This window comes from Ignavibacteria bacterium (assembly GCA_017303675.1).
Lineage (GTDB): Bacteria > Bacteroidota > Ignavibacteria > Tepidaquicellales > OLB5 > OLB5.
Genome location: JAFLBX010000002.1, coordinates 468,161 through 482,476, shown reverse-complemented (window position 1 = coordinate 482,476; position 14,316 = coordinate 468,161). Strand labels below are relative to the sequence as shown.

Below are 14,316 nucleotides of genomic sequence, written 5' to 3'. Positions count from 1 at the left end.
TTTTAGATAGATTAGTTTAGTTTTACTATTTCAAATATAATACAAGAAATCTGAAAAAGCAAATGCCTTCAATAGAAATTATTCCCTAACATTTTTACGGCATTATTTACATCTTTGTAAATATGTCTGATTTTACCAATGAAATCAAAGAGATCTTCTCCCCTTCCGGGCTGCTTTCTCAACTTGAAGGCTTTGAATACCGCTCACAGCAGCAGCAAATGGCTGTAAGTATAGCTGATTCACTGGAATCAGCCGAGCATAACATCATTGAAGCGCCTACTGGCGTTGGCAAGTCCCTTGCCTACTTAGTACCTTCGATATTATACGCGCTGCAGAATGAACGGAAAGCTATAATTTCTACCTGCACTATCAACCTGCAGGAACAGCTCATTAATAAAGATATTCCCGCACTTGCCAGAATACTGCCTGTTGAGTTTAAGTACGAGATCTTAAAAGGACGGAACAATTACATCTGCACCAAGCGCCTGAACAAGGCAATGATCGAAAAGAATTCATTGTTTATGACAAGCGAACAGCAGACACTGCAGAAGATATATGATTTTGTGAATAAGGAAGGCAAAGGAACAAGGCAGGATATACCCTTCCCTGTTGATGATACTGTGTGGAGTGAAATTTTCGCTGAAGAAGGAGTATGCACGCAGAAATCCTGCGGCGGAGCTGATATTAACTGTTACTACCAGCAGGCTAAACAAAGAATGAAGGATGCCGATGTACTGGTATTGAATCACCATCTGTTTTTTACACTGTTCGGATTTTATGAGCGGGATTCCGAAGGTTATCTATACTTTAATGATTTTGTTATCTTCGATGAAGCTCATACTGTTGAACAAATTGCCGCAGAGCGAGTTTCACCTTCAGTATCAAAAGAGCAGATAAGGTTCTGGCTGAATAAGTTATACAATCCCCGTACACAAAAAGGATTTTTTTCAATGAAACAGGCTGACCGCCTTAAAAAAGCCATTGAGATAACTTACCAGGATAATGAGCATTTTTTTAAAATGCTGCACTCACATGTAAACGATGTATATCATGCGCAGGCGCATAAAAGCGCGATCAGGATAAAAAAGCCTGTTCCTCTTGGCACTGAATTGATGAACTCACTGCTGGAGCTTACCATTGAACTGAAAAAAGCAACTCCCCTGGCTAAGAATGATATCGAGGAAGATGAAATAAAGAATTACTTTACAAAGTTCACAAGGATACGGAACAATCTGATATTTTTCCTCGAGCAGAAAAGCGATGAATATGTTTACTGGGTTGAATATAAAGGCAGGGCAAGGAACAATATAGATCTTTGTATTTCTCCAATAGATATGGCGGAATACTTCCGCGAAAATGTTTTCGCTAAGAACAGGCAGTGTGTAATGACATCTGCAACACTTTCTACAAACAACAACCTTGAATTCTTTAAAAATACCGTTGGCGCAGAAGAGATCAGAAGCGAAATTATTGAAACTCCGTTTGATTACAGCAGGCAGATGAAGATTCATGTATATAAGGATATACCGGAACCGGAAAAGACCCCGAAGTATAAGATAAGTGATATACTGAATGAAAGTGATTTTGAAAAGATACTTACAGGTAAGATCAAAGAGTGTGTTAAAAAAACCAGCGGCGGAGCACTTGTGCTTTTTACCAGCAATAAGCTGCTAAAAACAGCATACAACAGGCTGCTTGAAGAGTTTATAGGTGAAGGAATTAATTTATACGCGCAGCATAACGGCATGCCTAATAACCGAATATTGCAGGAATTCCGTGACGATGAAAATTCAGTTTTATTCGGAGTGGACAGTTTCTGGATGGGTGTTGATATTCCGGGTCACAGCCTGCGCAATGTGATTGTAACAAAGCTTCCCTTCGAAGTGCCTGACCACCCTGTCATAGAAGCCAAGCTGGAGTTCATTTTGCAGAAAGGCGGTAATCCATTCATGGATTATTCATTGCCAACAGCTATATTAAAGTTTAAACAGGGTGTGGGCCGATTGATACGCAGCAGAAACGATGAAGGAATAATCTGCATTTTAGATAGCCGCATATTAAAGAAACCCTACGGCAAACATTTTATCCATTCACTGCCTGAGTGTGAAGTTATAATAGAAAGTGATTAAGCCCTCATCCACCTAAGCTCCATTGGTCCCGCTGAAAGTATCATTTCGCCATGCTCAAACCGGTATTTACGCACTTCTGTGCCCCCAACCAGACTCTGGACTATGGCTCCTTCAACATGATGCTTGATTACATGTTTTTCTTCGTCTATTTCGTAAGGACCGAAATATCCCATATAACCCAGGTTCTTTAAAGCCCATGCGAGATCTTTCAGTTTAAGCTTCTTTTCAGGCATTTGCTCAAGCGGAAGGTCATGCGGCATCATTATCTGCGCTGACATATATTTCTCATCATAAAATAAAATTGCTTTTACATGTCTGCCGAATGGGTAAATAATGGTATCTTCATGGCGAACAATTACTGATTTAAGCTTCCACCTGCCTAAAAATTTCTCTTTTATCATGTATATACTTTAAATTAACTATTGCAAATATATGCAATATTTAAAAGAGATTTAAGGACTAAGAAGTAACCAAGCTTTAATACCCTTCGACAAGCTTCGGGTGAGAAAATGTACAATCAAGCTTTCTACCTCATCCCGAGCTTGTCGAAGGATGGATTTTATCGTCTTATTTCACCCTTCGACAGGCTCAAAGTGAGAAAATATGGAGGCAAAATTCAATTCGGAATTATTCTGTAAATCTTATCATCTCCGGTTTTGGGTGAGCCCCTTCCATCTTTGTTACTGCTTGAAAAGTAAATATAGCCATCCGGACCCTCTGCTATATCCCTTATCCTGCCATACTCTGTTGCAATTTTACTGTGTGAAAGCGCTTTGCTCCTGTCATTCGGGTCGATCTTTACCACAATTATTCCGTTACCTCTTAAGCAGCCAAAGAGGAAGCAATCTTTAAATTCTGTTATCTTGCCTGATTTGTAAACTAGACCCGAAGCCGGAGCTTCTGCGGGTGTAAAAACCAATAATGGCGATATCATACCCTCACTGCTTTCAGTATGTGATACTTCCGGCCAGCCATAATTGCCGCCTTTTACAATTACATTCACTTCATCACCGCCGCCAGGTCCGTCAAACCCGCTCGGACCGTGTTCAGTCTGCCACATTATATCAGTGCCTGCTACCCAGTCAATTCCCTGCGGATTGCGGTGCCCATAGCTCCACACCGGCGAATTCGAGAATGGATTATCCGGAGGAATTGAGCCATCAGAGTTAATTCTCAGAATTTTTCCGTGAAGCTTGCTCAGGTCCTGGGCAAGCTTTCTCTCACCGGCATCGCCGGTAGTAATATACAACTTGCCGTCCGGCCCGAATTTTATTCTGCAGCCTGCATGGTATTTTTCTGCAGGTATATTATCAAAAATCAGCTGCGGGTCACTTATACCTGAGCCGTTATCCTTATACTTCACAACTTTTACAGCAAGCTCACCACTCTTTTCATAAGCGTAGCTTAAATATATGAACTTATTTTCTGTGTAACCCGGGTCTAGAGTTAATCCCATCAGCCCTTCTTCAGAACCGCTTGAAACATCTTCAAATGTCATTAACGGGTTTTGTTCAAGCTTTCCGTCATTAATTACCCTTAATCTTCCGGGCCGCTCGTTCACCAAAACCCTGTTTGCGGATGTAAAAACTATGCTCCACGGCACTTCAAGGCCTGTAACGAAAGTTTCTACAGTATTCCCTTTTAGTTCAGTTCTTTCTGTTGTAGAATTTTTAAGCTCAGTTTCCCTGCTATCATTTTTTTCTTTGCATCCGCCAGAAAGAAAAAATGCTGCTGCAAATATCAGATTAAGAAGTATGTTCATAACTGTAATAATATTTAAAGTTAACCTACTAAATTAATGATTTAAATACTGTTTTGCCTTAAAAGGTTGCGTTTTAAATTTCTGTAATTGTAACACATTTTTACAATAAAATTGAAATTTTGACTTATAATTTGAAACTAAAAGAAGTATTTTATCGTCTTAATAAACTATAAAGCTGCATCTTTATCCAAAATATTATATGAAGATACTAAAATTATCAGTAATAATGCTTGTAATGCTGTTTTGTGCTGAAATTTCAGCGCAAATTGTTCAGGTTTCACTTAAAGAAGCTATTGAGCACGCTTACAAAAATGACCCCAATATAACCAAACTTGAAAACACGATCGAGCTGCAGGAAAGCAATTTACGGGCTAATTACGGAAATTTATTTCCTGATCTAAAGTTCACAACCGGCTGGTCACGCTCAAATACCGTTATCAACAACAGCTTTATAAACCAGAACGGCATTCCGATACCTGAAAGCAATGAAACATCCAATAATTTTTCTTTATCACTAAGATCAGATGTTACGTTATTTGACGGAATGGCGAATTTTGACAGAATTGAGCTTGCCAAACAGACAAAAGTTCAGTATCAGATCCAGCTTAAACAGCTTAAACAGGATATCGCTGTTAAGATAATCAACAGCTATATTACTGTACTTAAAAACCAGCAGATCGTGGTTATTAACGAAGCTACACTGGCAGATTCACGGGCACAGCTTGATAGGATCAAAATATTTGTTGAAGTAGGCAGAAGAACACTTTCAGATGTTTATCAGCAGGATGTTATTGTAGCACAGAATGAATTACTGGTAGAGCAGGCAAAGAATAATCTCAACAAGTCCATTAGTGACCTGGCTTACAATGCTAATCTTCCGCTTGAACGGAATTATGCAGTTAACCAGGCTGAGTTCAATACAGAAATTGCCTACGAAAACCTTGAAGCTTATGTCATTCAGAACCAGAATACTGACAACCTTGTAAGAAATGCATTTAACAACAGGCAGGATATAAGGGCAAGAATTCAGAACCTGGACCTGCTAGAAACAAATATTGATATTGCACGGGGAACTCAATACTTCCCTACATTATCTGGCTTCGGACAGTATTCAATGAACGGTGACAAAATAGATAACGTTACAAACCAGCGTACATTCACAATAGGCTTATCATTAAGCTACCCGATCTTCCAGGGTTTCCAGCAGGATTACCAGAGGCAAATAGCTCTTATTAATTACAGATCTGCCCAGGAAGATATAAAGCTTATTAAAAATCAAACGGAGCTCCAGATCAAAAAAGCAATACAGGATCTGAGGTCACTGCTTAAACAGATAGAAATTACCGACAGAAGCCTTTTAAATGCGCAGCAGAATAAGCTGTTGGCTGAAGAATCATACAGGGTAGGTATAGGAACTGTATTGGATGTGAACACAGCGACAACTAACCTTAACAATATTTTGATCAATAAATCAAATCTTATATATGATTTTATCAATGCTCAGAAAACACTTGAATATTACCAGGGTTTACTGAGCTATTAATACTTGTGAATTAAAGGAGAAATTTAAATAATATTTTTATGGCAGATATTAAACCCGTAGCAAAGAAAAAGAAAAGCAAAAAGCTCCTGTTATTTTCAATAATTGGAGTTGTTGTTATCTTGATAATAGTAGCTGTTATTGCATCAGGTAAAAAAGATAAGCTTGTAACTGTTCAGACTGAAAAAGTAATGAAGCGGAATGTTACACAGGTAGTTTCAGGTACAGGTACAATTAACCCGGAAACCAAGGTGGATATTTCAGCTGAGATAAGCGGTGAAATTGTCCAGCTGCCTTTTAAAGAAGGTGACACGGTTAAAAAAGGCGACTTGCTTGTTAAGATAAAAGCGGAAACTTACGGAGCCAGAATTAACCAGCAGCAGGCAGGCGTTCAGTATTCACGTACCCAGGTAGAAGTAGCAGAAAATAATCTTAAAAAAGCGCAGCTTGAGCTGCAGAGAACTGAGCAGCTTTTCCAGAGCGGGCTCGTATCTCAATCAGACCTTGATAATGCAAGAATTGCTTACGATGTTGCTGTATCAAATGTTAAAAGCTCTAATGCTAATGTAAGGCAGAACCAGGCTTTGCTTCAGCAAAGCTCACAGGATCTTTCGAAAGCCACTATCCGCGCAAATATGGATGGCATTGTTACCGCATTGAATAATGAAATTGGTGAAAAAGTTGTTGGTACGCAGCAAATGGCAGGCAGTGTTATTATGACCGTTTCAGACCTTTCTACTATGGATGCTGAAATTGAAGTTAGTGAAACAGATATTACCAACGTTAAGCTGGGCGATACCGCTGAAGTTGAAGTTGATGCCTTCCCGGACAGAATTATCAAAGGTTATGTTTACGAAATATCCAATTCAGCAAAATCAAAGGGTACCGGCACACAGGAGCAGGTAATTAATTTTATTGTTAAGATAAGAATAATAGATCAGGATGTACAGCTTAAACCCGGAATGTCATGCAATGCTGATATTAAAGTAAATTCAAAAGCAGATGTAATTACAATCCCAATTCAAAGTGTAACTGCCAGGGAAGATGAAAAGAAGGAAGAAGATTCAGGAGATGAAGTTAAAAGGAAATCCGATGAGAACCTGAAGAAAAAGGAAAAACCAAAAGAAGTTGTATTTGTGGTTGAAGAAGGCTCACCCACAAAGGTAAAAATGGTCCAGGTTAAAACCGGTATCAGCGATGACAGGTACATAGAAATCCTTGAAGGGCTCCAGCCTGACCAGGTTGTTGTAAAAGGACCGTATAAATCGATAAGCAAAGAGCTTGAAGAAGGTTCTATAGTTAAGATCGATAATGAAGTAAAGAAAAAAACGGATAAGGAAGAGTAACCGTTTTGGAAGAAATAATCAAAACCAAAGATATTGTAAAGCTTTATGTAATGGGTACAGAAGAGCTTTACGCGCTTAAAGGTGTTTCCATGACCATTCACAAAAATGAGTATGTGGCTATCATGGGACCCTCAGGTTCAGGCAAATCCACAATGATGAATATTATCGGCTGTCTTGATACTCCAACTTCGGGTTACTATGAATTAAACGGGCAGAATGTAAGTGAAATGGATGATAATGATCTTGCAACAGTTCGAAACAAAGAAATCGGGTTCGTGTTCCAGACTTTTAATCTTCTCCCCCGTTCAAACGCATTGCATAATGTTGAGCTTCCCCTTATTTACGCCGGACTTTCAAAAACAGTAAGAATGGAACAGGCTGAAGAAGCACTGGTAAAAGTAGGATTGCAGGACAGGATGAAACATAAACCCAATGAGCTTTCCGGCGGACAGAGGCAGCGTGTTGCAATAGCAAGAGCGCTGGTTAATAAGCCTTCTATAATTCTTGCTGATGAGCCAACCGGTAATCTTGATTCAAAAACAGGCGATGAAATAATGGAATTGTTTGATAACCTGCATTCCCAGGGAAATACTATTATATTAGTAACACATGAAGATTTCATTGCAGAACACGCTCACAGGGTAATTAGGCTACGTGACGGACTTATTGAAACTGATAAGGAAACCGAAAAAGGTTTAAAATACAAAAGTGAAAAGGCAGCTGCTGTTTTAAATTAATAGATCAATTTTCAAATATTCAATATTTAAACATAAGGGGTAATTTTGTTAAAAAAGTATCTGAACATTTTTATTTTATTATCGGTAATCGGCAGCTATACTGCTGCTCAGGATTTCGGAAAAATACATACACTGATATCAGAAGGTATCGATGCTGAATACAATATGGATTTTCCGGGAGCTCTTGCTAAATTCCAGGAAGCTAAAAATTCTGCGCCAAATGATCTAAGAGGACATTTTTTTGAGCAGACAATTTATTACTGGAAGGCAATGCTTACCCGCAACAAAACTGACTTTGAAACATTTATGAACCTGAGCGATAAGCTTGTTGAAAAATGCGAAAATGTTATCGATAAAAATGAAAATGACCTTGATGCGAGATTATACCTTGGCTGGACCTACACTATACGCGCCTTTGCAATTGGATTTATGGGTGAAAACTATCTTAAAGCCGCATCTGAAATTAAGGACGGCAGTAATAACCTCACTTTTGTACTTGAAAAAAATCCGAATTACCATGATGCAGCTCTCGGACTCGGAGTATATAATTACCTCGCAAGCTTTATTCCAAGAAAGCTTCAGTGGCTAACCGATATTCTCGGATTTTCGGGTAACAGGGATGAAGGAAAACGGCTTTTAAAGATCGCATCAGAAAAAGGTACATATACCAACAGCGAAGCTAAATTTTATCTTACTTTAATGTTATGGCGCGAAGAGAATTATCCTGAATCTGAAGGCTATGCACAGTCATTAAAGACAAAGTACCCTGAAAGTCCCGCAGTATGGATGTTATGGGGCGGACTGCTTGCCCAGCAGGATAAAATGAAAGAAGCAGTTGAGGCTTATGAAAGATCACTGGAATACAATAAAGGTAAAAATAACGAGATAATTTTCCGTACCGCCTACGGCGCTCTGAGTAATGCTTATTTCAGGATGAACAATTATTCCAAATCAGCGGAATACGGCAAGCTGTTCATTTCAATTCTTACCAAAGATGATAACCAGAATAACAGGCTCTACAGCACCGGGGTTTCACTGGAATTGATGGGTGACAGAAACGCTGCTATGGAATATTACCGCAGGGCGAGAACCGATATTAAAGATGAAAACCAATGGGAAAAATACTGGCTGAGAAAGCTAAGGGAAAGAGAAGCCGTTCCACTTACGGTTACTGATTCATTATTAATTGCTGCTGATAACAACCGTGCAACCGGAAAATTGACTGAAGCTGCTAAAGATTACAACACTCTTTTAAATACACCCGGAGCAAACTACAGCGATGATATTAAAGCCCAGATCAATCACGGATTAGGCCAGTTATATTACAAACAGAAGGATTACAACAAAGCTATCGAACAGTTTAAAATGAACCTGTCATTAAATCCCGCAAATGAAAAGTGGCTTGTACCGGAAGCTTATTTTCAAATAGGAAGATGTTATTTAAGAATGGGCAACCGTTCCGAAGCACAAAAGAATTTTGATATTGCACAGGATATTGATTATGAATATGATTTCAAGGATTCAATGGACGGAAAGATCAAAAATGAGCTTTCCAAATAAACTACTTTCATAAATTGAATTTTTTTACTGAAATAAAAGAAGGTATCGTAATTTCTCTGAATTCCATCAGGGCAAATAAGGTAAGGTCTTTTCTTGCGACTCTTGGAATAGTGATTGGTATTATGACCGTTACTACACTACAGACAGCAATTGAAGGAATTAACCTTGCATTTGAAAAAAGTATTTCCGCAGTCGGAGCAGATGTCCTTTATATACAGAAATTCGAATGGTTCGGAAAAGAAGATTGGGATGTTTACCGCAACAGGCGCGATATTACCTGGCAGGATTACGAATTGTTCGCAGAAAATATGAACAATGCTGAATCAATCTGTCCAACAGTTGGCTCTGCCGGACTTGTAACATACCAGGATTTTACAAGCGAAAATATTCCTGTTTTTGGCACGACTGAGGAATACCAGCGGACTCTGGGACTGGAAGTTGATGAGGGCAGGTTCTTCACAAAACGTGAATCAGATGGCGGCTGGGGCGTTTGTGTGATTGGCTATGATATCAAAGAATCATTTTTCCAGGGTATCGATCCAATTGGTAAAGTTATCCAGGTAAACGGACATAATTTCAAAATAATAGGTACTTATGAAAAAATGGGCTCAATGCTTGGACTCTTCAGCCTTGATAACAGGATAATCATTCCCATAAATAAATTTTTTAAGATCTTCGGAACAAGAAGATCACTTACAATTAATGTTAAAGCTCCCACAGTTGAAGCTCTTGAAGATACCAAGGAAGAAGTCAGGGCTGTTATGAAAAGAGCACGCAGAATTCCCATAGGCGGAAAAGATGATTTTGGCGTAAACCAGCAGGAAGCTTTTAAGCAGACATATGAATCATTGACCGGACTTATAAAAACTATAGGAACTGCAATTACTTTGCTTTCGCTGATAGTTGGATCAATTGGTATAGCGAATATCATGTTCGTAAGTGTTAAAGAAAGAACAAAGGAAATTGGCATACGCAAAGCAATTGGTGCGAAGCGCGTTACAATAATGCTGCAGTTTTTAATTGAAGCAGTTACTATCTGCGTTGTCGGTGGTTTGGTTGGACTTATGATCGCATTCCCGTTGAGTCTTGTTATAAATGCTGTATTGCTCCCTACGGTCATGCCGCTGTGGGTTGTTGTGCTTGCGCTGGGAATTTCGGCATTTGCGGGCATTGTTGCCGGATTCTTCCCTGCCCTCTCAGCTTCAAAGCTTGACCCGGTTGATGCACTGCGGTATGAATAATTATATATCCTGAACGAAGTGAAGGATCTCATAAGGAAATAATAATATTAAAGCATGTTTTAAAATATTTTTTTCATTAGTTCTTTTAATTACAGGATCTGATTTACTTTCACAGATAATCGATAAAGATACAAGTGATGTTGTTATTCGCAGGACAAAGAAGGACGTCCCTGCAGAATACAACATCAGCGATGTGATCATCAAGCTTGATAAAATGCAGACAAAGTATGTCATAAGGGTTGATCTCGATATTCCATTAAAAACGACCCTCAAGCTTTCTGTCAGCGATACAAGCGGTAATACACTAATGTATCTTATTAATGACCAGACATTAAAAGCCGGCGTATTCAGGGTAAGATGGGAAATGGAATTCTGCAGGTCAAGCAATTGCACTTATCCCCCGGGAAGGTATCTATGTGAGTTTGAAACGGATCAGTTTATTTTCCAAAGAGATTTTTATATAAAGTAAAATTTAATTTGGAAATTGCGGCTAAAGCCGCTCATGCTTTTTGTTATTAATCCACGAGCTAAAGCTCGTGGCTACTCAAAAAAGGGTAACACTTTAAAAACCAATTTGTTTGCTTTTTTGATTAGCCCCGACCTTCAGGTCGGGGAAAAAAAATTCCTCTCCTTTCGGGACTTTAGTCCCGATTGATAGAAAAAACAAAATAGTAATAATTTTATGCCGGTAATAAAATCAACAGCTACGACACAATTGCTTATACGCAAAAAGAAAAAGAAAAAAGATACTGCTGCTGATAAAACAGAGGCAGAAAAAACCCGCGTAAAAAGTATTAAAAGATCTTTAAGCGGCAAAGTTAAAAACAGGTAGAGATTGATGTAGTTTGAGTCTGCTTAAATCAATATTGATTATTTTTGCTTGGGGCATATTGACAATAATTAACTTTTATTTTGTCCCATATTTTTTACTAGCTTTAGAATGGCTTTTAATTCTTTTTATATTCTTGCTATTTGCCATAATAAAAACAGTAAAAATATCAAAAAGTGACGAAAACTTAACTAAGAGCAAGAAAATACAGTATGGTCTAATTACAGTATTATTCTTTTTAACAATCTATCCACATCCAGTTAATAAAGTTCTTGAAAAGATTGATTGGTTCATTTTCTACTCTAAAAGAATCGAAATAGTTCAAATGGTAAAAAATAGACAGTTGAATCCAAATGTAAGCTGGAGTAAGGATCTTTGTGAATTACCATATGAATTCCCGGTAATTTCTAATGGGGGTAATGATATAGTAATAAACAGAATAGATAGCTCGGACCATGTAACAGTGACTTTTTGGATATTCAGAAACTTCTTTAGCTCACCATCAACCCATTTAATTTATACAAACAATCCTTATGAAATTGAACGTATTCAGAATATTTTGAGGCGTGACCCATCTAATAACTGGGAAATTGAAAAAAATTGGTATCGAACTTTCGAAGATTAAATTATTCTAAATAGATGAACATCAAGGAAGCATTAATTTCGGCTCTCAATTCCATCAGGGCAAACAAACTCAGGGCTTCACTCACATTGCTCGGAATCATTATCGGTGTATTTTCCATCATCGGGGTTATGACGCTGCTTGATGCTTTGCAAAAAGGTATAGATAGCGGTCTCAGCCAGCTTGGAACAAGCACCTTCCAGGTGCAGAAGTGGCCGGCATCGTTTGTTAGCGGACCCGGCAGATGGCGTAAATATGAAAAACGAAAACCTATCACCATTGATGAAGGGTATAGGCTTAAAGAGCTTGCAGTGCTTCCAAAGTATATCGGACTTGAGGACTGGTCAGGAGGTAAAACAGTTAAATACGGCAGCGGACAGACTAATCCTAACTTTCAAATGGCGGGTGTAACAACTGAGTTCTTACCGGCAAACAATCACACTTTAAACGAGGGAAGATTTTTCACGGAAGATGAAGTAAAATCAACCAGAAATATAGCTGTAGTCGGTATGGAAGTAGTTGATAAGCTTTTCCCATTCACTTCCCCGCTTGAAAAGGAAATTGAAATTGACGGAAATCGTTTTACAATTATAGGTGTACTTACAGCTAAAGGTGAAAATCTCGGACAAAGTCAGGATAATATTGTATTGGTTCCATTATACACAATGGATAAAATATACGGCGCGCGCAGAGACCGCTCACTTAACATTACGGTATCAGCATACAGCAAAGCGCAGCTTGATGAAACCCAGGAAGAAGTTATCGGGCTCATGAGGCAAATAAGGAAAGTTCCCCCGGGTGAAGAAAATGATTTTGAAATTTGGTCGAATGAATCACTTGTACGCGAAGCTAATAATTTTACTATCTATTTTAAATACGGCGCGGGTGTAATATCATTTATCTCACTGATAGCGGCTGGAATCGGTATTATGAATATCATGCTCGTAACTGTAACTGAGCGTACCAAAGAAATCGGCATCAGGATGGCTATCGGCGCAAAGCGCAGCAATATATTAACGCAGTTTTTATTTGAAGCAATATTGCTATGTGAGTTAGGGGGACTTATCGGCATAGCCGTTGGAATTGGAATCGGTAACCTGCTGGGCTCAATATTCAGTTTCCCTGTAACCATACCATATGACTGGGTAGCAATCGGCGTGATAGTATGCTCGCTTATCGGTATAATCTTCGGCACCTACCCTGCTTTCAAAGCAGCTAAGCTTAATCCGATAGATGCTTTGCGGTATGAGTAAAATATGATAGAAAATCAAAAGCGTTAACCACGAATTACACAAATTACACTAATTACATTATTGTAAACCCCAAAATATAACTATTCTTATTTATGTTGTATTACTTTCCTGAAGTTGCATGTTATATAATATTATCTATTGACGTTATCTCCATTTTGTTGTTTATAATGGTATTTAGGACTAGACCAAGTCAAAGAATTGGAAGAATTGTTCTGATTTCTGTTTTTATAATTCCATTTATGACGCTAAAGTTATTACCTAGCATTGATTTTCTAGCATCAACTCCGGGCAAATTAAGTTTAGTTAATAACTCAAAATTGTTCTCACCTGTTTACTATTTGGATAATAATGGAAATATTATATGGATTTTCTTAACGGTTAAGGGGATATCTGTTTCTGAAGTGTTTGATATAGAGGGCAGGACAAGAAGTATGGTAGTTATGAAGAAAAATGGAAATTATGGATATGTAGATTTAGAATATATCAAATATTCAGCAAATGTAGAAATTAACGAAGACAATTTAAAGTTCGATAAGGATGGATTCTTAACAGAAGTGCTTAATAAAAATATCTTTCCTATCATAGCAAACTACCTTTCGCACATAGTTACATTTCTATTTCTGTTATTGGTACTATATCAAATTCTACTTTATTTGAGGAAGAGATCAAATAAACGAAACAATCAGGTTCGTGAAATTAGTGGTTAATTTTTTTCACAAAATATGACTTTTATCGCTACAATAATTATCTCTTCTTATCTATACACAAGTGTACAGATTAAATTTTTGATTTAATTGACATTTCAAACATATTTCCTTAACTTTACGTATAAAATCAAACAGAATTTGAACATTTTACTTCAAATAAAATTACTGCTTAAAAGCGAATTTCTGTCAAAAGTTATTTGGGTTTTGAATAACTTTTTAACTATGGAATTCTACCGAAAGTTATGTAATAATCTTTATTGGAAAAGGCTTACTCCCCATACAGCAGGCTATAATACCAGGTTCTGGATGATAATTTTTACCGCTATGTCAATGATATGGCTGGCGTTTTATTACAATCCCACAGACCCGGCAAACGCAAATTCTTCCGGCTTCATTATCCTCCTTTTTGCGCTCATCTTTAAACGCTCGGGTATTTCATTTCAATCAATAGTTAAAAATATATCAAAGTCTGTTAACCATAAAATAGATCTGATAACTTATCGCATTCTTGATTCCGGCAATATTTCACTGTGGCGCTCACAGGAAACATATTTACGGAAATCCGCACTCATTATTTAAATTAATTACTA

Annotated in this window: 14 protein-coding genes; 12 read left to right on the top strand and 2 right to left on the bottom strand. The window is 37.9% G+C overall.

The features are described from left to right. Nucleotides 1-122 precede the first annotated feature (122 nt). Nucleotides 123-2,129 carry a DEAD/DEAH box helicase gene (locus tag J0M37_11560; protein ID MBN8585721.1) on the top strand — a complete coding sequence of 669 codons (2,007 nt, stop codon included), beginning with the start codon at nucleotides 123-125 and terminating at the stop codon, nucleotides 2,127-2,129. Here J0M37_11560 and J0M37_11555 read toward each other — a convergent pair. Continuing rightward, nucleotides 2,126-2,530, bottom strand: coding sequence for a lipocalin-like domain-containing protein (locus J0M37_11555; protein ID MBN8585720.1), 405 nt, complete (start codon nucleotides 2,528-2,530; stop codon nucleotides 2,126-2,128). The genes J0M37_11560 and J0M37_11555 overlap by 4 nt on opposite strands. 215 nt (nucleotides 2,531-2,745) lie before the next feature. Then, the gene (locus J0M37_11550; protein ID MBN8585719.1) at nucleotides 2,746-3,891 is read right to left on the bottom strand and encodes a PQQ-dependent sugar dehydrogenase; all 1,146 of its coding nucleotides are present in this window, start codon (nucleotides 3,889-3,891) and stop codon (nucleotides 2,746-2,748) included. A 199-nt stretch (nucleotides 3,892-4,090) separates the two neighbouring features. Between J0M37_11550 and J0M37_11545 the strand changes: the two genes are divergently transcribed. The 11 genes from J0M37_11545 (at nucleotide 4,091) to J0M37_11495 (ending at nucleotide 14,305) form a co-directional block, all read left to right on the top strand. Continuing rightward, a complete protein-coding gene (locus J0M37_11545) occupies nucleotides 4,091-5,434 on the top strand; it encodes a TolC family protein (protein ID MBN8585718.1) in 1,344 nt (447 codons plus the stop codon). A gap of 38 nt (nucleotides 5,435-5,472) precedes the next feature. Beyond that, on the top strand, nucleotides 5,473-6,777 hold the full coding sequence (locus tag J0M37_11540) for an efflux RND transporter periplasmic adaptor subunit (protein ID MBN8585717.1): 1,305 nt from the start codon (nucleotides 5,473-5,475) through the stop codon (nucleotides 6,775-6,777). Between the two features lie 14 nt (nucleotides 6,778-6,791). Beyond that, a complete protein-coding gene (locus J0M37_11535; GenBank protein ID MBN8585716.1) occupies nucleotides 6,792-7,514 on the top strand; it encodes an ABC transporter ATP-binding protein in 723 nt (240 codons plus the stop codon). A 45-nt stretch (nucleotides 7,515-7,559) separates the two neighbouring features. Continuing rightward, nucleotides 7,560-9,074, top strand: coding sequence for a DUF3808 domain-containing protein (locus J0M37_11530; GenBank protein ID MBN8585715.1), 1,515 nt, complete (start codon nucleotides 7,560-7,562; stop codon nucleotides 9,072-9,074). Nucleotides 9,075-9,088: 14 nt separating this feature from the next. After that, complete coding sequence (locus J0M37_11525) at nucleotides 9,089-10,315, top strand: ABC transporter permease (protein ID MBN8585714.1); 1,227 nt, start codon at nucleotides 9,089-9,091, stop codon at nucleotides 10,313-10,315. A 214-nt stretch (nucleotides 10,316-10,529) separates the two neighbouring features. Next, a complete protein-coding gene (locus tag J0M37_11520) occupies nucleotides 10,530-10,784 on the top strand; it encodes a hypothetical protein (GenBank protein MBN8585713.1) in 255 nt (84 codons plus the stop codon). Between the two features lie 213 nt (nucleotides 10,785-10,997). Then, a complete protein-coding gene (locus J0M37_11515; GenBank protein MBN8585712.1) occupies nucleotides 10,998-11,147 on the top strand; it encodes a hypothetical protein in 150 nt (49 codons plus the stop codon). A gap of 13 nt (nucleotides 11,148-11,160) precedes the next feature. Beyond that, nucleotides 11,161-11,769: a hypothetical protein gene (locus tag J0M37_11510; protein MBN8585711.1), complete on the top strand. Its 609-nt coding sequence runs from the start codon at nucleotides 11,161-11,163 to the stop codon at nucleotides 11,767-11,769. Between the two features lie 14 nt (nucleotides 11,770-11,783). Further along, a complete protein-coding gene (locus tag J0M37_11505; protein ID MBN8585710.1) occupies nucleotides 11,784-13,019 on the top strand; it encodes an ABC transporter permease in 1,236 nt (411 codons plus the stop codon). A 92-nt stretch (nucleotides 13,020-13,111) separates the two neighbouring features. Then, complete coding sequence (locus J0M37_11500) at nucleotides 13,112-13,726, top strand: hypothetical protein (protein ID MBN8585709.1); 615 nt, start codon at nucleotides 13,112-13,114, stop codon at nucleotides 13,724-13,726. Nucleotides 13,727-13,948: 222 nt separating this feature from the next. Next, a complete protein-coding gene (locus tag J0M37_11495) occupies nucleotides 13,949-14,305 on the top strand; it encodes a hypothetical protein (GenBank protein MBN8585708.1) in 357 nt (118 codons plus the stop codon). The last annotated feature ends 11 nt before the right edge of the window (nucleotides 14,306-14,316 follow it).

Coding starts and splice junctions, on each gene's coding strand:
- J0M37_11560 (MBN8585721.1), top strand. CDS start 123: ATGTCTGATTTTACCAATGAAATCAAAGAGATCTTCTCCCCTTCCGGG.
- J0M37_11555 (MBN8585720.1), bottom strand. CDS start 2,530: ATGATAAAAGAGAAATTTTTAGGCAGGTGGAAGCTTAAATCAGTAATT.
- J0M37_11550 (MBN8585719.1), bottom strand. CDS start 3,891: ATGAACATACTTCTTAATCTGATATTTGCAGCAGCATTTTTTCTTTCT.
- J0M37_11545 (MBN8585718.1), top strand. CDS start 4,091: ATGAAGATACTAAAATTATCAGTAATAATGCTTGTAATGCTGTTTTGT.
- J0M37_11540 (MBN8585717.1), top strand. CDS start 5,473: ATGGCAGATATTAAACCCGTAGCAAAGAAAAAGAAAAGCAAAAAGCTC.
- J0M37_11520 (MBN8585713.1), top strand. CDS start 10,530: ATGCAGACAAAGTATGTCATAAGGGTTGATCTCGATATTCCATTAAAA.
- J0M37_11515 (MBN8585712.1), top strand. CDS start 10,998: ATGCCGGTAATAAAATCAACAGCTACGACACAATTGCTTATACGCAAA.
- J0M37_11505 (MBN8585710.1), top strand. CDS start 11,784: ATGAACATCAAGGAAGCATTAATTTCGGCTCTCAATTCCATCAGGGCA.
- J0M37_11500 (MBN8585709.1), top strand. CDS start 13,112: ATGTTGTATTACTTTCCTGAAGTTGCATGTTATATAATATTATCTATT.
- J0M37_11495 (MBN8585708.1), top strand. CDS start 13,949: ATGGAATTCTACCGAAAGTTATGTAATAATCTTTATTGGAAAAGGCTT.